Below are 24,252 nucleotides of genomic sequence, written 5' to 3'. Positions count from 1 at the left end.
AAAAATGAATAGATAAGCGGTTTGATCATCTCAAAACTCTTATCTCAAATCACATAGAATGAAACCTTTTTTAGACGAAAATTTTCTTTTGCAAAGCAAAACTGCTGAAAAGCTTTATCACAATTTTGCAAAATCATTGCCGATTATCGACTACCATAATCACCTTATTCCAGAGCAGATTGCAAATAACACGCAGTTTGCCAACATCAGCCAGGTTTGGCTTGCCGGCGATCATTACAAATGGAGAGCCATGCGTGCCAACGGTGTTGATGAAAAATACATTACAGGTATAGGGTCAGATTATGAAAAATTTGAGAAATGGGCAGAAACCGTTCCTTACACTTTACGCAATCCTTTATACCACTGGACACATCTGGAACTTCAACGCTATTTTGGTATAACTGATTTACTTTCTGGTAAAACGGCACAGAAAATTTTCGACGAATGTTCTGCAAAATTGCAAACACCTGAATATTCTGTACGTGGTTTGCTGGCCAAAATGAATGTAGAAGCTGTTTGTACTACTGATGACCCTTTGGATAGTTTAAACTATCACCAGCAATTGGCAAGAGAAGGCGCTAACCTAAAAATGTTGCCGGCCTTCCGCCCGGATAAAGCGATGAACAGTGACGATATTGAAGGTTTAAATGAATATATTGACAAACTGGAAAGTGTTGTAGATAAAACAATCAGTAGCTTTCAGGATTATATCGATGCTTTAAAAAGCCGTCACGATTACTTTGCGGCAAATGGCTGTTCAGTTTCTGATCATGGTTTAGAGCAGATTTACGCTGAAGATTATACAGAAGCAGAAATCGCATCAATTTTCGATAAAATTCGCAGTAAACAACATATTTCTTACGAGGAGAACCTGAAATTTAAATCGGCCATGCTGATTTATTTTGCAGAATGGGATCACGAAAAAGGCTGGGTGCAGCAATATCACCTGGGTGCATTGCGTAACAACAATGCCCGGATGTTAAGACAATTAGGCCCAGATACCGGCTGGGATTCTATCGGCGATTTTAGTCAGGCCCGGATGCTTTCTAAATTCTTAAACCGTTTAGATAATCAGGATAAACTTGCAAAGACCATTATTTATAACCTCAATCCAGCTGATAATGAATTAATTGCAACCATGATCGGAAACTTTAACGATGGTTCGGTTGCGGGTAAAGTGCAATTCGGTTCGGCATGGTGGTTTTTAGATCAAAAAGATGGCATGATCAAACAATTAAATGCATTATCAAACATGGGGCTGCTAAGCCGTTTGGTGGGTATGCTTACCGATTCGCGAAGCTTCCTTTCTTTTCCCCGTCACGAATATTTTAGAAGGATCGTTTGTAACCTCTTTGGGGAAGACATTGAGAATGGCGAATTACCTAACGACTTGGAGTGGGTTGGTAAAATTGTGCAGGATATTTCGTACTTTAACGCAAAAAATTACTTTAAATTTTAACCAAAATAGGGCTTTAAAGAGGTATTTCGTTGGAATCAAATCATTTCAATCGTTTTCCTTCCATTTTCATACCGTTGCAGAAAACAGCATGAAATATGCCAATAAGATACAAAAATGAGCACCCAAATATTCGCTTCATCAAAAAAAGGAGAAAAAGTTTTAAGCTTTGGTGAAATACTTTTGCGCATCTGTCCCGATATGGACGGCCAGTGGTTAAAGGAAAATAAATTACCATTTTATGTAGGCGGTGCAGAGCTCAATGTAGCAACAGCGCTGGCACTTTGGAATGTTCCTTCAACTTACTTATCGGCTGTGCCTGATAATTCGGTAACCCGTGAGATTGTAGATTATCTGGATGCGCGGAACATTGATACTACGCCAATGGTTTATCATGGCGAGCGCTTGGGTTTATACTATCTTCCGAAAGGGAAAGACCTTAAAAATGCAGGCGTAATTTACGACAGGGCAAATTCAGCCTATGCAGATTTAAAAGTTGGCCAGATTAACTGGGATGAAGTTTTTGAAGGTGTGAGCTGGTTTCATTTCAGCGCCATTTGCCCGGCAATCAATCAATCTATTGCTGATGTTTGCTTAGAAGCTTTAAAAGCGGCAAGTGCGAAAAATATTACCATTTCGCTCGATTTAAACTATCGCGCCAAGCTTTGGAAATATGGTAAAGATCCGATTGATGTGTTACCCGAACTGGCTCAATATTGCACCCTGATTATGGGTAATGTGTGGGCCGCCAATAAAATGTTGGGCACTGCACTTCACGAAGATTTAACACCAACTGAGGGTTATGCAAAGGAAACGTTACTGCAACAGGCAACCGATACTTCTAAAGAAATATTAAGTTTGTTTCCGGCATGTAAGGCGGTTGCCAATACATTCAGGTTCGATCATGGCAAAGGTATCAGGTATTATACTGCCATTTATACTGCCAATCAATTAACAGTTTCTGAAGAATATGTTTCTGAAGAAATTTTAGATAAGGTGGGTAGTGGCGATTGTTTTATGGCTGGCCTGATTTATGGCTTTTACAACCAATTATCAGCCAAAGAAACCTTAAATTTTGCCACTGCAGCGGCATACGATAAATTATACATTCCAAGCGATGCTACAACCAGTACTGTAGCCGATATAGAAAAAAGAATAATACGCAATGATTAGCAATAAGCACAAAATTTTAGATGCCATTTTAGAGCAGGGCATGTTACCCCTTTTTTACCAGGATAGCGAATCGGGTAGTGTAGAAATATTACGCACTTTGTATAAAGCCGGTGTTCGTGTTTTTGAATATACCAACCGGGGTAAATCCGCCCTGCCAAACTTTAAAAAGTTAAAAGAAATCCGTGATGCCGAAATGCCCGATCTTTATTTGGGTATTGGAACCATTAAAACGCCTGCTGATGCAAATGCATTTATCGAAGCTGGAACAGATTTTATTGTGGCACCAATCGTAAATCCGGCAGTTGCCGAAATTGCAAACAAAATTGGTATGCTTTGGATCCCTGGCTGTATGACGCCTACCGAAATCAGCGTTGCGCAAGAGCACAAAGCCATGCTGATCAAAATTTTCCCTGCCAATATTTTAGGTCCTGAATTTATTTCATCAATTAAAGATCTTTTCGCCGGGCAGCTGTTTATGCCGACTGGTGGTGTAGAAATTAATGCCGACAACCTAAAAACCTGGTTTAAATCAGGCGTTTGTGCTGTGGGTATGGGCAGTAAATTAATCAGTAAAGATGTGATGAGCAAAGGTCTTTACGAGGAATTATTCGACAATACAAAATTAGCGCTTGACTTAATTCAGAAGAGCAAATAAAAATTTAACACACCCTAACCAAATGAACCAACCCAAAACAAGCAAATACAGATGGACCATATGTTTGCTGTTATTTCTAGCTACGACCATAAATTATTTAGACAGGCAGGTACTTTCTTTAACCTGGACAGATTTTATTAAACCAGAATTTCATTGGGATAATAATGATTATGGAAATATAACCGCCCTGTTCTCTATTTTCTATGCGATATCGATGCTTTTTGCAGGTCGTTTGGTTGATAAACTAGATACCAAAAAAGGTTTTTTATGGGCAATAGGCGTCTGGTCTGTTGGGGCCTGTTTACATGCCTTTTGCGGCATTGCAACTGCCGGGATCATCAATGGAAACTGGTTTGTAGGATTTGAGGGTGCTAAAGAAGTTATTGCCCGTGTTAACGATACCGGATTAATTGTTTCGGTAAGTGTTACCCTGTTTATTTTTGCCCGTTTTGTATTGGCTGTTGGAGAGGCAGGAAATTTTCCTGCTGCAATTAAAGCTACGGCCGAATACTTCCCTAAAAAAGACAGGGCATTTGCAACCAGTATTTTCAATGCAGGCGCTACTGTTGGTGCACTAGCTGCACCGATTACCATCCCTTTTATTGCAAAAGCTTATGGATGGGAAATGTCGTTCATCATTATCGGTGCACTTGGTTTTGTATGGATGGGGCTATGGGTGTTTGTGTATAACAAACCAGAGCTGCATAAAAGAGTTAGCCCTGAAGAGTTGGCCTATATTCAGCAGGATGTGATCAACGATCGTAAAATGGCTGACTATGTAGAAGAGACTAAAGAAAAAGTTTCTTTTATAGACTGTTTTAAATATAAACAAACCTGGGCTTTTGCTTTCGGTAAATTTATGACAGATGGGGTGTGGTGGTTCTTTTTATTCTGGACACCTGCCTATTTAAAATCTGTTTATGGAATGGATTCTACGCAAAGTGCACTTCCTTTATTTGTACTTTACATGATTACCTTACTGTCTATTATCGGTGGATGGTTACCAACCTATTTCGTTGATAAAAAAGGCATGAACCCGTATGAAGGTAGAATGAGAGCAATGCTGATTTTTGCATTTTTCCCGCTTTTAGCCTTAGCGGCACAACCTCTTGGGCACATTACCTATTGGATTCCGGTAATCATTATCGGTATTGCAGGTGCGGCTCACCAGGCATGGTCGGCAAATATATTTTCAACCGTTGGCGATATGTTCCCTAAAAAGGCAATTGCTACCATTACGGGTATTGGCGGTATGGCAGGTGGATTGGGCTCTTTCATTATCAATAAAGGGTCTGGTTTATTGTTTGATTATACAGGCAAAAACGAGATTGTTTTTATGGGCTTTAAAGGTGAAGAAGCAGGTTATTTTATCATCTTCTCTATCTGTGCGGTATGTTACCTCATCGGCTGGACTGTAATGAAAACCTTAGTGCCAAAATATAAAGTTATCGAACTAAAATAGACTAAAGGCCGGGGCTAAAGGAGCGTAAACTATCCTGATACCCGGCTTTTTTTAAAACAATAAATCTATACTTAAACCATAGACTTAACATTAATTTAACCCTAACAACAACCCAAATTGAGTACATCGCTAAACCTCGAAAGTATTTTCGTTGAAGAAAGCCAGATTCCAGATGAATTTAGGCTTAAGGAAGAAATCAATCAAAAAGAGTTTCTTTCAAATGGAGAGATGAAGCCATGGAATGGACCATTTAATGAAGTGTTTTCTCCGGTATGCATAAAAACCCCTGAAGGCCTAAAACGAAAGCGTATTGGTAGTTTTCCTGTTTGTACAGAAAAAGAGTCGACTGAAGCTTTAGATGCAGCTGTAGCCGCTTATGATAACGGCCGTGGGCAATGGCCAACCATGAGCGTTGCCGATCGGATTAGCTGTGTGGAAAACTTCACTCATAAAATGATTGAGCAAAAGGAAATTGTTGCGAAATTAATTATGTGGGAAATCGGTAAATCTTATGCCGATTCGGTTAAAGAATTCGATCGTACGGTTGAGTATATCTATGCAACCATCGATGCATTGAAAGATATCGATAGGCAATCGTCGCGTTTTGAAATTGAGCAGGGAATTGTTGCCCAGGTACGCCGTTCTCCACTGGGTGTGGTGCTTTGTATGGGGCCGTTCAACTATCCGTTAAACGAGACTTTTACTACGCTTATCCCGGCTTTGATTATGGGCAATACGCTTTTATTCAAACCACCTAAACACGGTACTTTATTGCACTATCCTTTATTAGAGGCTTTCCGTTCCAGCTTTCCTAAAGGGGTTGTAAATACCATTTATGGCCGTGGCAATACCATTGTACCGGGACTAATGAAATCGGGAAAAATTAATGTACTTACTTTAATCGGATCGAGTAAAGTAGCCAACGAATTGAAGAAACTGCACCCTAAAGTGAACCGTTTAAGGGCAATTTTAGGTTTGGATGCTAAAAATGCTGCAATTATTACTAAAGATGCCAATCTTGATTTAGCGGTTTCTGAAACGGTTCTGGGTTCGCTTTCTTTTAACGGACAGCGTTGTACTGCGATTAAAATCGTTTATGTTCACCGTAGTTTAGCACAGGAGTTTTTAAAACGTTTATCTGCCGAAGTAGAGAAACTGAAATTTGGCATGCCATGGGAGAAAGGCGTAAACCTTACACCACTGCCTGAGCTGAACAAACCTGAATACTTAAAGGAATGTATTGATGATGCAGTTTCGCATGGCGCAAAAGTGATCAATAAAAATGGTGGACAAACCTTAGAAACTTTTGTTTATCCAGCCATTATGTATCCGGTAAACAGCAATATGAAACTATACCGCGAAGAGCAGTTTGGTCCGATTGTTCCAGTTGTTCCGTTTGATGATCTGGAAGAACCTATAGAATATTTAATTGGTTCGCCACATGGCCAGCAGGTGAGTATTTTTAGCAACAACGCTGCGGTAATTTCTTCATTGATCGATCCTTTGGTTAACCAGGTAAGTCGTGTAAATATCAACTGCCAATGTCAACGTGGTCCAGATGCTTTCCCTTTTACCGGTCGTAAAGACAGTGCTGAAGGAACACTTTCTGTAGTGGATGCATTGCGTTCGTTCTCGATCCGTTCTTTGGTAGCAACCAAATTTACAGATGATAATAAAAAGTTATTGAACGAAATTGTTAAAGGAGATGATTCGAACTTTTTAAGTACGAAGTATATTTTTTAATAAGGATAATCGTCATTGCGAGGAGGAACGACGAAGCAATCTTAACACGAAGAATTAATTGTCAATTCTAGAAGATTGCTTCCTCGAAAGGTCTGGACAGGTTCTCGGCTGAAAAGCCTTTTCGCAATGACATTTTTAAATAGTTTTATATAGTCCTCGTTTGTAACGAGGATTTGCGAGATCCGCATTTGTAATGCGGGTAATGCGCTATTTATCGGCGATACAATCGCCTTTCTCATGCATCCTCGTTACAAACGAGGACGATTTTTAAAACACCCAATTCCGTGTGTTCTGTGCTTCCGTGGCAAAAGCGTGTACTATAAAACATCTGTGTTTATCAGTGTGCATCTGTGGTAAAATTCATTTGAAAACGATTATTTACTTCAAACTCTTCACCAAGCTCAACTTTAACTCTTTAATCCCTTTTACCACTAAACCTGCAACTTGTTTAGCCCCCTCAGGGCTTAAGTGTGTATTGTCTTTCTTGCCATTTGGGTAGTTCACATTTCCCGAATCAACGTAATTGAATAATTTAATGGATGGTTCTTCACCTAAGCGGTTTAATAAACTTTCTGTTTTCACCAGCATATCGATCAATGGTACATTTAACGAATCAGCTACCAGGCGGGTTATGCGTGGATAATCGCCATGTGAATCCATCAAAACTCCATTTTTAAAGCTTCTGCGTGAAATTGGCGTAAGTAAAACCGGGAAAGCTTTTTTGCTTCTGGTTTCTTTTACATAATTAACCAGATTGATCTTGAAATCTGCTAAGGATACACCGACAGCTGGTTTATCAACTTTCTCATCGTTATGCCCGAATTCGATGAAAACATAATCGCCTGGGTTTAACTCGGCCAATATTGGGTCCCAGCGTTTCTCTGCCCTGAAAGATTTTGTACTCCTTCCGTTTAAAGCCCGGTTATCAACAGTAACATCAGCCTTAAAATAAGATTGTAATGCCATGCCCCAGCCTGTTTCCGGATACGCCTTTTCTTCTTTATTTGCTGCGGTAGAGTCGCCAATGATATAGAGTTTTGTTTTCTTTGGGATGAATGTAAAAGAAAATAAAACGACTATAGTTCCTGCCGCTAAGATTTTAAAGAAATTCCTGTTCATGTTTTTATCAATTATTTTATTTGGCGGGATTCCATTGATCCATTCCACCTAGTATATTTTTTAAAGTGTAGTTTTTTGCCTCTTTATCTGTTAATTGTTTTGTCCAGGGCAACCTTGTTTTAGGTGATGCGCCATCGCCCTTACTTTTATATTCTGCATAAAAAACGGTCAATTCCTTATTTGGGAACATCAGATCGCCTTTCCATGGATTCCAACCTTCGGGTAAAATATGTTTGCCCAGATCGCAGCTGATGAATACCGTTTTTGCATAAGGCCTCCAGGGTCTGCCGAGATAAGCCTTTGTTACAGTTTCATCTGCAATGAGCGTACAATTTATAAAAACAAATCCAAACTTTTGTGTCGCTGAGGTTGAAGCTGCGGTAATATAAGAATCGCTTAGATTTTTGATAGTACAATTTTGAAAGACTACCGTAGCCTTGCCGAAAATAAAATCAGTTGTGCCCTCAATATAACAATCCTGATAGTATTGCCGGCTATTTTCAACCGCGGCATATAGTGTATCCTGATTACCTAAAAATCTGCATTTTTTTGCTTTAAAACGATCGCCTTCTACATGTAAAGCTACCGCCTGTCCGACTCTTCCTGATGAGTTGATAATGGTTAAATTTTCAAGCTGGATATCATTTCCCTGAACAAGTACTGTGAATGAGGTATAAGTGCTGAATTTAGCATTGCCAAAAGCATCCTTACCTGATGAATTGGACTTCCCTGAGTAATCATCAAAGGTGATGATGGTATTTTCAGTATCCTCTCCGATAATAGAAATTTTGATCTTCCAGGAGGGAATAATCAGCTTCTCTTTATAGGTTCCGTTTTTAACATAAATTTTAACTGCTTTCTCGCCTAAATCCCTCACTGAATTTACAGCTTCCTGGATGGTTTTGTAATTTCCGTTGCCATCCTGTGCAACGGTTATTTCGGAAGGGTATTTAGGATCTTGGGCATGGGCGTAAAGAATAGAAAAGGTACTTATAAAAAGTAGTGTGATCAGCTTAAAACAGGATATTCTTTTCATTTTGGTCAATAAAGATCTGAATTTAATTTTATTTAACAACTCCTGGATTGTCATTACCAAGAGTCTTCATCTCAAGCGCAGTGCAACGTAGCCGAGAGATCTATCTGGGCAGATCTCTCCTCCGAAGGAGTTCCTTAGGAACACTTCGCGATGCTCCGGTCGAGATGATGATTTTTCTATGGAATCTTTAGATATATATCCTATCGAGAGATATTCTCATTAAAAAGGGCAGATTAAAACCTGCCCTATAATTTTTGTTAGTATGTCCACCTTGGATCGCCGATTGGCCCTCCGGTGCTTCCCGCACTTCTTAAAGGTGAACCAGCAGCTAAGGTAAAATCAGTAGTTGTGGTTGTCCAGCCTGTGTTTATGCTTTGATTACTGGACAAAGTTGCTGTTCCAAAAGTTAGTGCTGTTCCGCCGGTTAGGGCGCTGAACAGGTTGAAGTAATTACTGTTCGAAATCTTTAATGTACTTCCTGCACCTGTGCCCCTGATGGCAGCAGCGTTAACCGTACCCGATTTTGGTGTATTGGCAAAAATGCTGTTTAAAATGGTAAAGTTAATCGGGTTTGCATTTGCATCTAACAGGGCGTACTTCGCATTGCCACCAAAACCATTAAAGGTCGAATTCGTGATCGCAACTGTCGGGGTAACATCTCCTGTGTAAGTGGTGCTCGCTGTAACCAGACCAGGGCCTGCATTGTAAAAAGTAGATTTAGATATGGTAAGGTTATTAAACTGCATTTTATTTAGGTGAAAAGTATAATATGCAGATGAACCATTTAAGCCCATGTCGTAAACAATTGAGTTATTAACCGTAATGCCTGTGATTTTAAAATCGCGGGCGGCCGTGCCCCTATCGCCTCTTAAAAACGACGTTACGGAGCCATGTGCAATACAGTTATCCACCACTACATTGGTAAAAGTTGCTGCTGCACCATTGGCTGCCTGTGTACCAATAAAATTAAGGAAATAAAGCGATGCGCTGGCTGTTCCATCAAACTCAATACCGGAAAGCGTTACGCCTGCACCAGTACCCTCTAAATCAATTTCTCTATAATTTACCTTTGTATCGGTTGGGTTGCCTGATATTGATTTTATGGTAATGGTTTTTTGGGTGATGAAAGTGGTGGCCGATAAGGTATAGGTGCCTGGATTTAAACCAATAATTGCGCCATTTGCCGCACTGGTAATCGCAGCAGCCAGGTCATCACCAGGATTTAATTTTACCGTATATGTGGTTGGTGAAAGAGTAGTAAAAGTGGCAATTCCTTTGCTTTTCGTTCCTGCAAATAGTTCGGCGGTATATTTTGTTCCTGCTGTTAATCCTGTTATGGCTTTTAATCCTGCGGAGGCATCGGTGCTACTCAAGGTTATTGTGGTTGCGGTTCCGCTTTCAGGGCTTAAAACAATGGATGTTAAACCAACGGTTGGGGTATAACGCAGTGTAATGTTATTCTCTTTAATTTCATTATCTCTGATTGCTGCAAAAAGTTGAATTCCGGTTAACTGAAAAACGCTGCTACGTATATATTTCGATTCAGGCTGGCTTTCGGTTGCGTTGGCTTTAACCCTTGCGTAATATTTGGTTCTTACCGCTAAATTCTCTTCAGTTACCGTTACACCTGCCGTATCGGCTGTAGTGGTGTAATTCACTGTAGCAAACAGCGAATCTGTTGAGAAATCGATACTGTATTTAAAGGTTTTTCCAGTCGACATTAAAGGAACTGTCCAGGTTAATTTCGCTGAAGTTTCGCCAGCGATAATTTTTACATCGCTTGGCTTAAATATCCGTGCTGGTTCTGTTGGAATATCTTCTTCCTTTTTGCATGAAGAAATTACCGCAACCATCAATAATAAAACGACGAATTTAAACCCTAATTGATTTATAAATGTTTTCATAATTAATATCTAATTAATAACCAAAGTTTTGAGCCATGCTCGGATTTTCGATCAATGTTGTTTTAGGGTATGGGAAAAGTTCCTTTTTATTTGCTTCGAAGTAAAAAGCAATTCCCGTAGAAGTGCTAGTTATGGAGTTTTCTTCTGTAACAGCCTTTCTCCAGTTTTTAGTGGTATATCCGCTCGGCGCTGTTGAGGTGTTTAATCCTGGTGAGGCAAACACATTATTTGGTACACCACCATAGAGATCGAGTGTGGCTACTTCGTTTACGCTCGTTCCCAACAAGTAATTCCCCTCTTTTGCATAAACATAATTTGGTACACTGGCATAATCGCCCGTTCCTGCAATCAAAGCACGTATTTTAGTGCGTGTTTCTTCAAATTTACTGCCCAATAAATTCCAGCGGATTAAATCATATTTACGGATACCTTCTCCTCCAAATTCCAATAACCGTTCTTTCACAATAGCAGTAAAAAAGTTGTTTTTATCCATTGGTGTTACCGGGATTTGACCTTCAAAGCCAGCATAAGCACGTTTCTGTACTTCTTGCAAGCCCGCAACCGCAGTTGCAGATGGCGCTCCGTTAATTTCATTATCAGCTTCTGCATACATTAATAATATATCGGCAAAACGTAACATTGGCCAGTTCACCCCGAAAGTTTGAGCAGCAGAAGAATTGTTAAAAGCTGTCCATGATTTACGGAATTTTCCATCGGTCATGTTAAACAGGGTATTGATAATTTTCTTTGATGTTGCGGTAATTTCGAAAACACCGATGGTTACATCCCTGCGGCAGTCTTTGGTTACATCAAATTCGTAAAAGTAAGTAGGGATAGCATTCATCCCACCGCCACCTGAACCAAAAGTTGAGGCAGAGTTAAAGCGGATACCATTATAATAGCCTAATTTACTATCAGTAGAAGCATTGCCACCAAAAGCACCCACCTCAAACATCAGTTCGTGGGCATCATCATACCGGGTTGTGGTATGCAAGGTTTTGAATACATTTTCATAAACCGGATTCAGGCTATGCTCCGAACGGTGGTTCATGATATCCAAACACTCATCAAAAGCAATTTTATAATAAGTTAAATAATCAGCACTGCGTTCCATAGTATGGTTGGCCGATCTTAAAGAATAACCACCTCGGGCTAAGGCGATACGGGCCCTTAAACCTTTAATTGCACCTTTGGTATAACGGAAACTGCCATATTCAGAAATTCCACTTCTCCATGGCACCAGGTCCTCAGCCATCTTTAAATCGGCGATGATCCGATCATAGGTTTTATTGCGGTCTACATTTGGGCCATACAATGTTTCGGCATCTGCAGAAGGCACGAAAGACGCAGGAACATCACCCCAGTTACGGATCAGCTCATAAAGAAACTGTGCCCTTAAAGTTAAAGCCTCGCCGTAATAGCGTTTCATAATTGTTTTGTCAGCCTCAGAACCATTGGTATAAAGATTAGAAGCCGGGATAAATTTGATGCAGATGTTTGCACGTTCTACGCCCGAATAGAGTTGTAAAAATGGATTGACCAAATCGGTATTGTCTGAACTTGCACCATACATGCTAATTCCCCTGCGATCGGAAGAGCTATAACTCCCCGAGGTTTTAAAATCATCAGCGGTTAAACCAAATAGTGTAGATATACGGCTTCCGTAACCATTATCACCGCAAAGGCGGTTGTAAACCGCAATAATTGCCGCATTGGTGTTGGCTGTACTTTCAAATACAACGTCCGGACTTGAAGTAGATGGCGATTGTACATCTAAATACTTTTTACAGGAAGTGGTTATGCTCAATGCTCCAACAGCAATTACCATTAAAGCCGATTTTATAAATTTATTGTTCATTTTCTTTAATGTTGAGGTTAAAATACCATGTTGATACCAGCAAGGATATATCTGCTGCGCGGATAGGCAGCGTAATCTATACCTGGCGTAAGCGGATTCGATCTACGGGTGTTTGCTTCAGGATCATACCCTGTATAGCCCGTTATCGTATATAAGTTATTAACTGTTCCGTATACCCTTAATTTGGATATAAACCCTGTTTTTTTGATTACACTTTGTGGTAGGCTATAGCCCAGTGTTACATTGCTGATTCTTAAAAAAGATCCGTTTTCGATGGCATAAGAGGTTAAGGCGTAATTTCCTCCAGTTGGTGTCCATAAGGAAGTATTAGCATTCATTGCAGTTAATACTGCCGGATCGGTTACTTTCACCCCGTTGGCATCAAAGTTCTGCCAGCGATCGTTCATCACCGCAAGTAAATTGTTGTCTTTTACGTTGTATTGAGAGGTAAACTCTATTTTGTTGGCGTTGTACACCTTGCTTCCATAGCTAAAGTTTACAAATACAGTTAGATCGAAATTTTTATAGGCAAATTGATTGTTGAAGCCGCCAGTGAATTTTGGCTGTGCTGTACCTAAAACCGTTCTGTCGTCATCCCCGATCATCATACTTGATGAAGACGATAATTTTTGAACCTTCATGTCGCCTGGCTGAGGATCACGGTTACCCAATAATACCCTGCTATTTGCAACAGTTGGCTTAAGTGTATAGGTATAAGCACCAGTAGTTGTATTTTGGACGTAGGTGAAATCATCAACAGTATATCGTCCGTCCGAAACAAAACCGTAAAACTGACCAACCGGCTGGCCTACTTCGACTTTAAAATCGCCTAAGCTGTTTACCCAGCCTGATTGTGTGATGTATGAATTTACGCCATTTTGCAGTTCGACAATTTTGTTCTTGTTGAATGAAATGTTGAAACTGGTATTGTAACTAAAGTTGCGTGTTTTAATCGCCTGGTAATTCAATTGCAGTTCGAAACCTGTATTTTTGGTTTTACCCACATTTTGCTGTTGAGTAGCGTATCCCGTAGTTTGTGGTACATTTGCATTTAAAAGCAGGTTTTTTGTTCTGTTGTCGTAATAATCCAAATTAAGCGATAACTTGTTTTTAAATAAATCGATATCAATACCCAGGTTTTTAGAAATATTGGTTTCCCAGGTAATGTTCGGGTTAGATAAAATATTTCCTGTAGCTGTACCTGAAATTAAACCAGTTGATACTGAGCCATCTGTATCAGCATAACCACCGGTGGTAGAACTTAGGTAAAACAAAGTTCTAAATAAATCCTGACCGATGCGGTTGTTCCCTGCTGCACCATAACTAAACCTAACTTTAAAGTTATCTAACCAATCGAGGTTCATATCTTTTACAAATTTCTCTTCCGTTACCCTCCAGGCAACCTGTGCCGATGGAAAATAACCCCATTGTTTCCCTGCCGCAAATAATGAAGAAGCATCTGTTCTGAAGTTTACAGTGGCCAGGTATTTATTTTTAAAGCCGTAAGAGGCCCTGCTAAATACCGAAAACTGTCTGGTGCCAGAAATTAGTGAAGTTGGCCTATCCTGAATGGTATTTGCCGGAGCGCTGCTCACAAAAGCATCATCAGGAGAAATGTTTATGGGTAAAAATTTAAGTACTGTTGTTCTCGAATCGATATCGACCATGTTGATTTCCTGGCCTACCAATAAATCTAAACTATGGTCTTTACCGAGATTTGGTTTATAGTTAATGGTGTTGGTATTGATAAAAGATTTTTGGGCTACCGTGTCTAGTTGGATGGCAGGTAAACCCGCATTGTTTCTCGCCACATTACTTACAGGGCCATTAAAGGTGTTAATATGCCTGTTGGTTCTGTTATAACCAACGGTACTCTTTATTGTTAAGTTTTTAAGAATAGAATATTGTACATAACCGCTCGAAATTAAATCGTTGCGGTAATCATATTTCAATTCCTGGTTGGCCAAAGTAATTGGGTTAGTTAATCCGGTGGTTAAATAATCTGCGTCAAACAGATCGCCAGAATCACTTCCGCCAGAGTAGGGTTGATAACGCACCGAATTTCTTAAACGGTTAGTACCTTGCGAACCCGTAGAGCTTGTTCCTACCCCATCAATACGCTGACCGCTGTAACGGGCATTTAGGCCTACCCTGAATTTGTCTGAAAATTTATGATCCAAACGCATCGAAGCAAAAGTTCTCCGATAACCAGAATTAAGCATAATGCCATCTTCTTTTGTATTATTTACCGAAACATTGTAAGTGGTTTTAGAAGTACCGCCTGATAGATTTAAAACTTCAGTATTGCTCCATGCCTGACGGCCGAAAACTTTGTCCTGCCAATCGATATTTGGAATATTTTTGTAAATGTCCAGATCTTCAAACGTGCCATATTTTTTGGTAAAAGTATCTTTTACATCCTGATTAGTGTTGTTGTTATAGAGTTCATATTGATATTTAATAAACTCATAAGGATTCATTACATCCAGCTCGTTTACAATCTGCCGCGCACCTGCATAAGCATCAAATGAAACAATCGGCCTTCCTTTTTTACCACTTTTTGTGGTAATGATTACTACTCCATTAGCACCCCTACTGCCATAAATTGATGTTGATGCCACGTCTTTTAACACATCAATAGACTGGATTTCGTTCGGTGATAAAATCGATAATGCATTTTCAACCTGGATTCCATCTACAATGTACAATGGCGAATTATCACCCGTAAGTGAGCTACCACCACGTACTTTAATTACAATTTCGGCGCCCGGGCTTCCTTCTGTTGTGGTAACCGATACACCTGCCAGTTTACCCGCCAAAGCCTGGGCTGCGGTGCTTACCGGGAACTGATCAATATCTTTTCCGGTAATGGAAGATACTGAGCCCGTTAAGGCTTCTTTACGCACAGATCCGTAACCGATGTTTACGGTAACCTCTTGTAAAGTGTTGGCATCTTCTTCAAGTGTTACGTCTATTTTGTTTTGCTCACCTACAGCAACATTTTTTGTTTTGTAACCTACATAGGTAAAAACTAGGGTGGCGCCTTTAGCCGGAATGGTAATTTTGTAAACTCCATTCGCATCAGTACTGGCTCCAATTTTCGAATCCTTTATCGATACACTCACGCCTATTAGTGGCTGCCCATCAGATTTATCCTTTACAGTTCCTGTTAATTGTCTGTTTTGTGCTTGAGCAACAGATAATCCAAAAAAAGAGAGAAGTGCTAAAAAGAGTAAAACTCTGCTCATAGTTATTTATTTATTTGAAGTAATTTGGTTTTTTAAGATGCTGCAATCGCTTGCAGATAGAATATAATTCTATTTCGGGGTGTTATAGTTAGTTTATATTTGGTTACGTTGATGTAACAATTTTACAAACTAAAAAGCAATTGAAACCAGATTTAACTAAAAAACTGTGCAAACGTTCCCAAAAACGTAGATGTGACGTTTATTAATGTTGCTCATCCAATCCCCTTAAAGAGATATTTTTTGTAACTTGTACGCACTACGAAAATGAGATTTGAAACATCTACCATAAAGGATATTGCTAAAGCGTTAGGATTGTCAACTTCAACAGTCTCCAGGGCTTTAAGAGACCGTTACGAAATTAGTGAGGAAACCAAAAAACTGGTTTTAGCTTATGCCGAAAAGGTTAATTACCGCGCTAATCCAATCGCCAGAAGTTTAAAGGAGCGCCGTAGCTATTCTATCGGCATTATTGTGAGCGAAATTGCCAACAACTTTTTTTCTCAGGTGATAAATGGTATTGAATCCATCGCTTATGATAAAGATTATCACGTTATCATCTCTCAAAGTCACGAATCTTATAAGCAGGAGAAACTGAATGTTGAGCACCTTGCATCACGTTCTATTGATGGCTTGTTGATCGCGCTATCGTCTGAAACGCAGGATATCGATTACCTGCGGAGTTTATATGCCAAGGGCTTACCAATTGTTTTTTTCGATCGTGTGCCTAAAGATTTTGAAACCCATAAGGTAATCGCGAATAATTTTAAAGGTTCTTTTGATGCCACAGAACATCTTATTTTATCTGGAAAAAGAACCATTGCCCATCTAACAAATTCCGAAAACCTTTCGATAACAAAAGAAAGATTAGAAGGTTATAAAGCGGCACTGGCTAAATATCATATCGAATTTAGACCTGAGCTGGTTAAATATTGCCAGCATGGCGGTATGCACAGTGCAGAGCTGGAACAGGCGGTTAAAGAACTTTTGCCATTACAGCCTGATGGGATTTTTATTTCGAGCGACCGCTTAACTACCGGTTGTATTATGGCCCTAAAGAAAACCAACCCTGAGGTGGCACATAAAATCGCAATTGCGGGTTTTACAAATTCTAACCTGGTCGAATTGTTTTCACCATCTCTAACCTCGGTTAAACAACCCGCATTCGAAATGGGGCAGGTAGCCACCGAACTGTTAATCTCGATGATAGAAGCTAAAAGACCCGTAACTGAGTTTGAAACCAAGGTTTTGGACACAGAGTTGGTGAAGAAACGCTGAGCGCCAAGCGGTTGGCGATTTGTGCAAGGCGTTTAGCGGTATGCGGCCGATGCATGGCACGCTAAACTTAACCCTCAACTCCAAATTTATCATCCTTCGCTTAGCGCCAAACGCGCTACACCAAACTCCCTACAAATTATTACCTTTGCAGTATGGTAGAAATCACATTAAAAAAGGGCAAAGAAAAAGCGGCATTACAGAGACATCCATGGGTATTTTCGGGAGCATTGGAGAAAGTTAAGGGCAAACCTGAAGATGGTGATGTAGTAAAAGTTTTTGCTTTCGACAATGAATTTCTGGCCTATGGTTATTACAACAGCAATTCGCGTGTTGCCGTTCGTCTTTTAGAATGGGATGAAGTGCAAACTATTGATAACAGCTGGTACCACAACCGCTTAAAACAGGCTATCGCTTCACGTCAGTTTATTTTAGGCGAACACACTAATACCTGCCGACTGGTTTTTAGCGAAGCCGATTTCCTGCCAGGTTTAATTGTTGATCAATATGCTGATTTTCTTTCTCTTCAGATTTTAAGTTCAGGAATCGAAAAAGTGAAAGCAGAAATCGTAGAAATTTTAAAAACTGAGCTAAATCCAAAAGGAATCTTTGATAAAAGTGACGCTACCGCGCGTACCCATGAAGGTTTACCCATCGAAAACGGATTGCTCTGGGGCGAAAACCCACCAGAATTTTTGGAGGTAAAAGAAAATGGAATTATTTACCACATTAATATCGCAGAAGGACAAAAATCAGGATTTTACTGCGATCAGCGAGATAACAGAAACATTTTAGCCAGTTATACAAAAGGTAAAAAAGTTTTAGACTGTTTTAGTTACAGCGGTGGATTTAGCTTAAATAGTTTGGCTAATGGTGCTGCAAGCATTACCAGTGTTGATAGTTCGGCTTTGGCTGTAGAAACACTAAAACAAAACGTAGCCTTAAACAAATTTGATACGGATAAAGTAACAGCCATACAATCAGATGTAAATAAACAGCTCAGGGCTTTCAAAGAATCGGGAGAATTATTTGATGTGATAGTGCTCGATCCACCTAAATACGCGCCATCGCGTTCGGCATTAGACCGCGCGGCAAGAGCTTATAAAGATTTAAACCGTTTAGGCATGTTATTGTTAGAAAAGGGGGGCTTATTGGCCACTTTTTCTTGTTCCGGAGCGGTTGATATCGAAACCTTTAAACAGATCATCGCATGGGCGGCACTTGATGCTGGCAAAGAAGTTCAGATTATTAAACAATTCTGTCAACCAGAAGATCATCCTGTTCGCATTTCTTTTCCGGAAGGAGAATACCTGAAGGGATTGTTGTTAAGGGTGCTATAAATTACCCCTTACCGGTCTACTTTAAAGCACAAAGACACAAAACACCAAGGTATTTTGAATATTAACCAGGTGTTATCGTGTCTTTGTGATCAGCTGAAATCAGCATCTGGTTATCCAACCATCACTTTAGCGGTAATGGCCAGCCTGTTCCAGGCATTAATGGTAACTATAGCCATAATAATCTGTGCTAATTCCTGCTCGTTAAAAAAGCTTGTCGCTTTTTGATAAGTTGCATCAGAAACGTGGTGGCTAATCAAGGTTACTTCTTCTGTTAAAGCCAAAACAGCTTCTTCTTGTGCCGTAAATAAGGTTGTTTCTCTCCAGGCATTTAATAAATACAAACGTTGTTCGGTTTCGCCTATTTTGCGGGCATCGGTTGAGTGCATATTTAAGCAAAATGCACAGCCGTTAATTTGCGATGCACGCATTTTAATCAGTTCTAAAAGAATTGGATCTAGTTTGCTGGTTGATAAATATTTCTCTAAACCGTACATGGCTTGGTAAGCTGCAGGTTCTACTTTTGGGATATCAATTCTACTTTCCATTTTATTTGTTTTTTGATTACGATGTAAAGGTCTGCAACTTAATGAGCAAAAAACTTAATGTAGTTTAAGAAATGATTAGCTAACGCAAAGGACACATTTTTTTGCTACGGAAGCACGGATTAACACGGAGTGTTTCCAGGGTCTTTGTCCTCACAGATCATATGTTTTCTTTTTCGATACCCGTACTATATTTATCCGTGTTTTCTGTGTCTCCGTGGCCCATGTTAAATGAGGTTAACGCTGTGTGTTCTGCGGTTAACAAACGATTATTTCTTAGCCCTGATTTTACTCAAAAATTCTGGTGTAAAGCCGAGGTAAGAAGCCAGCATATACTGTGGCACACGCTGTACAAATTCAGGGAATAAACTATTAAAATGACGGTATCTTTCCTCCGCTGTTTGGCTGTACAGGAATTTTATCCTCCGTTGTGAAGCTTGATGGTTTTTTTGCAAGATCAGTCTGAAGTACCTTTCCAGCTTAGGGAGTTTATGGAACATCTCATCATAATGGTGATGTTCGATGGCAATCACCTCGGTGGTTTCTGCCGCCTGGATATAAAATTCAGATTGCTCATGAAATAGAAAGCTGGTTAGATCGGTAATCCACCAGTTTTCGATGGCAAACTGTGTGGTTTGCTCAGCGCCCTTTATATCAATGAAATAAAGCCTCAGGCAGCCTTTTACTACAAAATAATTCGCCCTGCAGGTTTGCCCTTCTTCTAATAGAAAAGCCTTCTTTTTAACGGAAAAAGATTTGAGTAGCGATGCAAGGGTTTCTTGTTCATCGCTACTCAAATCTATAAATCTATTGATATGGTTATAAAGTGCACTATACATAGCTCTACTAATGATTAGCTAAAATAGGTATTATTATAAAAACGGAATCAATATCTTAAAGTGAAAAAGCCTTATATATCGGATGTGCATATTCGCCCCAGTTTTTCATCGCGCCAAGTAATATTGCTTTTAAACCTTTGTTATCAGTTGGCTTTCCTTTTGTAGGGGGTGCTAAATCTTTCTCTGGCACGGCAACTTCTGTTACTTTAGTTGCAAACCAGGTTACATTCTCGTGGGGTAAAGCTAAACCTAAAATCATACCAGGCAATCCGGTAAAAGATTCTGGACCGCCTGAAACTGCAATCTGATTCGAATAATAAGCCACAACATAAACCGAGTCCATAATGATTGCATTTGCCCTGCGGCATTCGTAACCTGCAATTTCTCTTGTTTCGTCGGTAATTTTCCAGTTAATTTTACGCACGCTATCTTTAACCAGATAAGTATCCTCGTAAACACTTTTTTGTGTAGTACTGGTTTGCGAATCGAAATTTGTAGCAATTGTATTTTTTAAATCAGCCAGCACATCTGTTGATAACCAGTTGTTATTTACAGTTTCTTCTATAGTGGGCCATTTATATAAACTTTTATCACTGTTAAAGCTAAGTGTGCTCTTGGCAACTTTAAATTGAGGATTATTCTTCTTGTATTGCTCAAAAGCCTCTTTCATATAAGTTTCATTGTCCTTATCAATCCTCTTTTTAATCAAAGCATACATATTAGACCTTTTCTCAAATTCGATCACCCCATTTTTTACGAAGTGTATATTTTGAGCGGATAAGCTCTTGCTGATGAAAATAACAGCAAATAAAATGATATATTTCAGTGTAGTTTTCATGATAATTATTTTTGTGTTTTAATACCGCCGCCCATTTTGCTAAAATCCCATGATACCGAGAACATTAAATATCGCCTTATAGTGGTATAACTGCTTTGGCTAATGGTTGTATTGTTGGCCGAACGGTTGAAGCCGATATTCTGGTTAAGAATATCATTTACAGTTGCTGAGAATCTTAAATTTTCTGCTTTGAAGAATTTTTTACTTACTGATGCATTCCAGATAAGTCGCTCAAAACTTTCGGCAAGTACTTGTGTTTTTCCGTTGTATTGGTATTCTGCATCTGTAGATATTTCAAATTTTCCTGGTAGTTGCACATTACCTGATGCATAACCAGTCCATCCCCATCCATCACTATTCCTACCAATACTTGCTCTTGCCATATTATACGATGGGCCAAAGCGGGTATAAAAACTATAACTTTTATCTTTGTATTTCGAAATATTGATGCCCCCATTGTAGGTATAGTTTTTGGTATTATTTAAGGTTCTGCCTAAATCGGTGGTAATAAAGTTATAAGAAGAACTCCCGTTTGCATTTGCATTTAAACCTATATTTATTTCGCCAAGTGTGTTTATTTTCCTGCTTATCTGTCCATATAGATAGAAATTTGTTTGCATTTTATCATTGTAATTGATGTAACGATAAGTGCTTTTACCAACACTATTAGTGGTTACATCACTAATAATTGGATTTGCAGTAAAGCTGTAGGAGCCGCTTAACCAAACCGATTGGTTAGTTAAAACTTTGTAAGCATTATAACTCGCATTAATATTGCTTCTGAATGATGGTCTTAAATCTTGATTTCCTTCCACAACATTAAATGGATCGTTATTTATTCTAACGGGCTGAAGCTGATCAAGTGAGGGCTGATTGGTATTACCATTATAACTAATCCGTAATGATTTTTGCTGAGAAAAACGATATTGGTAAGTTGCCTGGGGCATATAATTAATAAAGTTTCTTACATAGGTTTTGTTACGGTAAATATCATCCTGCTTAAAATTTACCCCACTAAATTTCGATCCAAAATTGATAACCGTTTTACCTTTTTTATAATTGAAAATTGCACCTGCCTGGTTGATGGTCTGATTCAGTTCAAAGTTGTTACTGTGGAGCGTATCTAAAATATCATATCTGCCACTTCCAGATTGATTAAATGATAACCGATCTGATTTTCCGTTCATTAAACTTAGGCCATAGTTAATAATTACGGTTAAGGTTTTTGAAAGGGGTTCAGTGTAAGCCGCATTTAACTTAAAGGCACTATTTGTGATATCGTTAGTCTTTAACTGATTGGTAAGACTATCTATTGTTCCTGTTCCAACTGTATCCGCTCTTTTATTAAAGGAATTTAAGTACCCTTCGCTATTACTTTTGTTGATCGATTGATTTAAGTTTAATGATAATGTACGCCCTGTTTTCTTTAATTTTTTGGTGAATAAAACGTTCATGTTAAAACTTTGATCATCTACCTCATTGCTTAGCGTTCTGTCTGATGAATTAAGGAATTTATCATTATCACCGGAAGTTGAAGTTACAAAATGGTTTGAGGTATTACTTTTTTTCAAAGCGCCATCAACATTAACTTTCATGGTTAGGGTAGTATCGATTTTTAGCTCATACATCACATCCAGTTTTTGTCTGAACATGTCATTGTCAAATGATTCATTTGAGGTGTTATTCTGTACTCCCGATTCTAAATTGTTCTGATTTATTGAGTTTTTATCACCCTGAACCCTGATTGATCCAATTTTATAATTGGTGTTTAACGATTCCTTGTCTTTGTTCCATTTGTTATCAAAATGCAAGCCCCCGGTTCTGGCTACAGGTAAACCCTGACCATTATATTGTCCGTCATAACTATCAAAATCATCACCTCCACTACTAAAATACATTCCACCGTCGTCACTCATCGTCAGGCTGCTCGATCCGCTGTATTTATCGCGGTCATCCCAACCTAAACCTACTGTTCCGTTATTGCCCAAAATGCCATAGGCCGAAAATTTCTTTTTGCCCCAGAATTTATTAAACATTCCCTGCCCCTGATAAAAATCTTTTGTTCCATAACCACCCTGGACTTTGCCAAAGTAGCCGTTCTTTTTATCTTCTTTAAGTTTAATGTTAAGTGTTTTGGTTTTTTCGCCATCATCAATGCCTGTAAAACTAGCCTGATCGCTTGCTTTATCATAAAGTTGAACAGATTCTACCATATCTGCCCGAAGATTTTTGGTTACCAGTGTTGGGTCGTCACCAAAAAATTCTTCACCATCTACCAATACCTTTGGTACTGTTTTGCCCTGAGCCGTAATTTTACCATCTTTATCTACCTGAAAGCCCGGAAACTGTTTAATGAGGTCCTCAACCTTTGAGTTCGGTTCGATATTATATGCTTTGGGATCAAACTCTGTCGTATCGCCTTTAATTTTTATGGCTGTTCTGTTTCCTTTAATAATTACATCGGCAAGAATTTTGGCCATCCCTGTTAGATTAATCTTTCCATAATCTTTAACCTGAGTGGTAGAATCGAGCGTAAAATGATCTACAAAATCTGCATACTTAGGGTAAGAAACCAATAAGATAAACTTCCCGTTTTTAATTCCGCTAAGCTCGAATGAGCCATTTTCTGCTGCCCGGGTAAATTTTACCAATGTAGAATCTTTTGCATTTAATACAGCGATGGAGGTTCCAGATAAAAGCGTTGTCGATGCAGTATCAATCGTTCGACCTTTAATGGTATGGAGGCTTTGTGCTTTAGAATAAGTGGAGATAAAAACAAAAAGACACAACGAGAGTAATAGGCGTTTCATAGATAGGATTTGGTTTTGTTTGTCGAATATAAAACTAATATGTTAGTTGTGCATAATGCTTTAACCTTTTTTAACATTATTGCCTAATACTCAATTCTTTTAATCTCTCAGGTTTTACAACAAATCGTTTTTCATATAGGTTAATTCGGCGTTCATCTATAAATACAAGCTCATGGTATAATAGCGGGTAACTCGCTGAAACGTTTTTGATAAACCACAGTCTTAATTACAAAATCACCTAGTAGTTAGGTATTTAAATAAAAAAATATCACAACATAAAATATAAAGTCATGAGAACTTCTATTAAAAATTTATTCGCAGCTGCATTAGTAATGGTTACTATAAGTAGCGCAACAGTAGTAGCAAACGCTACAGAAAACAATGCAAATTATACCGCGATAACTCAGGTTAAAAATATCGGTAAAATTGTAGTATCCGGAAACGTTAAATTGATCCTTGTTCAGGATGCCAAAGAAAGTGTTGAAGTTTATGATCAATATTATACCAAAAATGCCTTGGTACAACAGCAGGGAGGAGAACTTAGAATCAGTTCTTTTGAAAAAAATACCTTAACTGTAATTGCCCACGTGAATAATTTAACTGCCATTGAAGCATCAAACACAGCAACAGTAAATACAGTAGGGAACTTTAACCTGATAAATTTAAATGTTGTTCTAAACGACAAAGCATCAGCAGATATAACAGCCAATATTGTTAACCTATCTACTACGGTTAAAGATACTGCATCATTAAAGTTAACAGGTTTTTCTGAAATACATTCAGCATTAATTGGATCGGGTTCTGAAATTAAAATGGGCGATTTTACTGCCCAGCAAAGCACGATTAAAGTAACAGATAAACCAATTTTAGTAAACAACAATAAATCACGCTATGATGATTTGCAGGTAGATTTATTAGAAAGACTATTCTAATCCTCCATCATATATTTTACCACAA

The 24,252-nt window shown here is 38.9% G+C and carries 17 protein-coding genes; 8 read left to right on the top strand and 9 right to left on the bottom strand.

The genetic code is table 11. From position 1 onward, the window contains the following. Nucleotides 1-58 precede the first annotated feature (58 nt). The 5 genes from uxaC (at nucleotide 59) to ACTJKN_RS20240 (ending at nucleotide 6,489) form a co-directional block, all read left to right on the top strand. Nucleotides 59-1,459: a glucuronate isomerase gene (gene uxaC, locus ACTJKN_RS20260; RefSeq protein ID WP_440827559.1), complete on the top strand. Its 1,401-nt coding sequence runs from the start codon at nucleotides 59-61 to the stop codon at nucleotides 1,457-1,459. Nucleotides 1,460-1,573: 114 nt separating this feature from the next. Further along, entirely contained in the window at nucleotides 1,574-2,629 is a 1,056-nt protein-coding gene (locus ACTJKN_RS20255) for a PfkB family carbohydrate kinase (RefSeq protein WP_440827558.1), read from the top strand. Continuing rightward, the gene (locus tag ACTJKN_RS20250; protein ID WP_209434947.1) at nucleotides 2,622-3,284 is read left to right on the top strand and encodes a bifunctional 4-hydroxy-2-oxoglutarate aldolase/2-dehydro-3-deoxy-phosphogluconate aldolase; all 663 of its coding nucleotides are present in this window, start codon (nucleotides 2,622-2,624) and stop codon (nucleotides 3,282-3,284) included. Before ACTJKN_RS20255 ends, ACTJKN_RS20250 begins: the two co-directional genes overlap by 8 nt. Nucleotides 3,285-3,306: 22 nt before the next feature. Next, a complete protein-coding gene (locus ACTJKN_RS20245) occupies nucleotides 3,307-4,746 on the top strand; it encodes an MFS transporter (protein ID WP_440827557.1) in 1,440 nt (479 codons plus the stop codon). Nucleotides 4,747-4,863: 117 nt separating this feature from the next. Then, a complete protein-coding gene (locus ACTJKN_RS20240; RefSeq protein ID WP_440827556.1) occupies nucleotides 4,864-6,489 on the top strand; it encodes an NADP-dependent glyceraldehyde-3-phosphate dehydrogenase in 1,626 nt (541 codons plus the stop codon). A gap of 378 nt (nucleotides 6,490-6,867) precedes the next feature. On the opposite strand, the gene ACTJKN_RS20235 is transcribed toward ACTJKN_RS20240, so the two are convergent. The 5 genes from ACTJKN_RS20235 to ACTJKN_RS20215 form a co-directional block, all read right to left on the bottom strand. After that, nucleotides 6,868-7,608, bottom strand: a complete 741-nt coding sequence (locus ACTJKN_RS20235; protein ID WP_440827555.1) for a rhamnogalacturonan acetylesterase — start codon at nucleotides 7,606-7,608, stop codon at nucleotides 6,868-6,870. 16 nt (nucleotides 7,609-7,624) lie between these two features. Beyond that, nucleotides 7,625-8,644 (bottom strand): pectinesterase family protein, encoded by a 1,020-nt coding sequence (locus ACTJKN_RS20230; RefSeq protein WP_440827554.1) that lies wholly within the window; start codon nucleotides 8,642-8,644, stop codon nucleotides 7,625-7,627. Nucleotides 8,645-8,901: 257 nt separating this feature from the next. Next, nucleotides 8,902-10,548 (bottom strand): DUF4957 domain-containing protein, encoded by a 1,647-nt coding sequence (locus ACTJKN_RS20225; protein ID WP_440827553.1) that lies wholly within the window; start codon nucleotides 10,546-10,548, stop codon nucleotides 8,902-8,904. Between the two features lie 13 nt (nucleotides 10,549-10,561). Further along, a complete protein-coding gene (locus ACTJKN_RS20220; protein WP_440827552.1) occupies nucleotides 10,562-12,406 on the bottom strand; it encodes a RagB/SusD family nutrient uptake outer membrane protein in 1,845 nt (614 codons plus the stop codon). 17 nt (nucleotides 12,407-12,423) lie between these two features. After that, nucleotides 12,424-15,654 carry a SusC/RagA family TonB-linked outer membrane protein gene (locus tag ACTJKN_RS20215; protein WP_440827551.1) on the bottom strand — a complete coding sequence of 1,077 codons (3,231 nt, stop codon included), beginning with the start codon at nucleotides 15,652-15,654 and terminating at the stop codon, nucleotides 12,424-12,426. A gap of 264 nt (nucleotides 15,655-15,918) precedes the next feature. On the opposite strand from ACTJKN_RS20215, the gene ACTJKN_RS20210 reads away from it, so the two are divergent. Together ACTJKN_RS20210 and ACTJKN_RS20205 are read left to right on the top strand one after the other, a co-directional pair. After that, nucleotides 15,919-16,929 (top strand): LacI family DNA-binding transcriptional regulator, encoded by a 1,011-nt coding sequence (locus ACTJKN_RS20210; protein WP_440827550.1) that lies wholly within the window; start codon nucleotides 15,919-15,921, stop codon nucleotides 16,927-16,929. Nucleotides 16,930-17,081: 152 nt separating this feature from the next. Further along, nucleotides 17,082-18,266: a class I SAM-dependent rRNA methyltransferase gene (locus ACTJKN_RS20205; protein ID WP_440827549.1), complete on the top strand. Its 1,185-nt coding sequence runs from the start codon at nucleotides 17,082-17,084 to the stop codon at nucleotides 18,264-18,266. A 110-nt stretch (nucleotides 18,267-18,376) separates the two neighbouring features. Here the strand turns inward: ACTJKN_RS20205 and ACTJKN_RS20200 are convergent, their stop codons facing one another. The 4 genes from ACTJKN_RS20200 to ACTJKN_RS20185 form a co-directional block, all read right to left on the bottom strand. Then, nucleotides 18,377-18,811 (bottom strand): carboxymuconolactone decarboxylase family protein, encoded by a 435-nt coding sequence (locus ACTJKN_RS20200; protein ID WP_440827548.1) that lies wholly within the window; start codon nucleotides 18,809-18,811, stop codon nucleotides 18,377-18,379. 266 nt (nucleotides 18,812-19,077) lie between these two features. Then, a complete protein-coding gene (locus ACTJKN_RS20195; protein WP_440827547.1) occupies nucleotides 19,078-19,647 on the bottom strand; it encodes a Crp/Fnr family transcriptional regulator in 570 nt (189 codons plus the stop codon). Nucleotides 19,648-19,702: 55 nt separating this feature from the next. Then, nucleotides 19,703-20,485, bottom strand: coding sequence for a GLPGLI family protein (locus ACTJKN_RS20190; protein WP_440827546.1), 783 nt, complete (start codon nucleotides 20,483-20,485; stop codon nucleotides 19,703-19,705). A 5-nt stretch (nucleotides 20,486-20,490) separates the two neighbouring features. Further along, on the bottom strand, nucleotides 20,491-23,295 hold the full coding sequence (locus tag ACTJKN_RS20185; protein WP_440827545.1) for an outer membrane beta-barrel family protein: 2,805 nt from the start codon (nucleotides 23,293-23,295) through the stop codon (nucleotides 20,491-20,493). 290 nt (nucleotides 23,296-23,585) lie between these two features. Here ACTJKN_RS20185 and ACTJKN_RS20180 point away from each other — a divergent pair, with 290 nt between their 5' ends. Beyond that, nucleotides 23,586-24,227: a GIN domain-containing protein gene (locus tag ACTJKN_RS20180; protein WP_440827544.1), complete on the top strand. Its 642-nt coding sequence runs from the start codon at nucleotides 23,586-23,588 to the stop codon at nucleotides 24,225-24,227. The last annotated feature ends 25 nt before the right edge of the window (nucleotides 24,228-24,252 follow it).

Origin of the sequence: Pedobacter sp. 22163, assembly GCF_052045595.1 — a bacterium.
Taxonomy (GTDB): domain Bacteria; phylum Bacteroidota; class Bacteroidia; order Sphingobacteriales; family Sphingobacteriaceae; genus Pedobacter.
Note: the sequence above shows the minus strand (reverse complement) of the source record. Positions and strands in the feature narration are given on the sequence as shown.

Bases quoted from the DNA above. Each gene is read 5' to 3' on its own strand.
- ACTJKN_RS20185 (WP_440827545.1), bottom strand. From the start codon at position 23,295: ATGAAACGCCTATTACTCTCGTTGTGTCTTTTTGTTTTTATCTCCACT.
- ACTJKN_RS20255 (WP_440827558.1), top strand. From the start codon at position 1,574: ATGAGCACCCAAATATTCGCTTCATCAAAAAAAGGAGAAAAAGTTTTA.
- ACTJKN_RS20235 (WP_440827555.1), bottom strand. From the start codon at position 7,608: ATGAACAGGAATTTCTTTAAAATCTTAGCGGCAGGAACTATAGTCGTT.
- ACTJKN_RS20195 (WP_440827547.1), bottom strand. From the start codon at position 19,647: ATGTATAGTGCACTTTATAACCATATCAATAGATTTATAGATTTGAGT.
- ACTJKN_RS20245 (WP_440827557.1), top strand. From the start codon at position 3,307: ATGAACCAACCCAAAACAAGCAAATACAGATGGACCATATGTTTGCTG.
- uxaC (WP_440827559.1), top strand. From the start codon at position 59: ATGAAACCTTTTTTAGACGAAAATTTTCTTTTGCAAAGCAAAACTGCT.
- ACTJKN_RS20230 (WP_440827554.1), bottom strand. From the start codon at position 8,644: ATGAAAAGAATATCCTGTTTTAAGCTGATCACACTACTTTTTATAAGT.
- ACTJKN_RS20215 (WP_440827551.1), bottom strand. From the start codon at position 15,654: ATGAGCAGAGTTTTACTCTTTTTAGCACTTCTCTCTTTTTTTGGATTA.
- ACTJKN_RS20225 (WP_440827553.1), bottom strand. From the start codon at position 10,548: ATGAAAACATTTATAAATCAATTAGGGTTTAAATTCGTCGTTTTATTA.
- ACTJKN_RS20250 (WP_209434947.1), top strand. From the start codon at position 2,622: ATGATTAGCAATAAGCACAAAATTTTAGATGCCATTTTAGAGCAGGGC.
- ACTJKN_RS20180 (WP_440827544.1), top strand. From the start codon at position 23,586: ATGAGAACTTCTATTAAAAATTTATTCGCAGCTGCATTAGTAATGGTT.
- ACTJKN_RS20210 (WP_440827550.1), top strand. From the start codon at position 15,919: ATGAGATTTGAAACATCTACCATAAAGGATATTGCTAAAGCGTTAGGA.
- ACTJKN_RS20200 (WP_440827548.1), bottom strand. From the start codon at position 18,811: ATGGAAAGTAGAATTGATATCCCAAAAGTAGAACCTGCAGCTTACCAA.
- ACTJKN_RS20205 (WP_440827549.1), top strand. From the start codon at position 17,082: ATGGTAGAAATCACATTAAAAAAGGGCAAAGAAAAAGCGGCATTACAG.
- ACTJKN_RS20190 (WP_440827546.1), bottom strand. From the start codon at position 20,485: ATGAAAACTACACTGAAATATATCATTTTATTTGCTGTTATTTTCATC.
- ACTJKN_RS20220 (WP_440827552.1), bottom strand. From the start codon at position 12,406: ATGAACAATAAATTTATAAAATCGGCTTTAATGGTAATTGCTGTTGGA.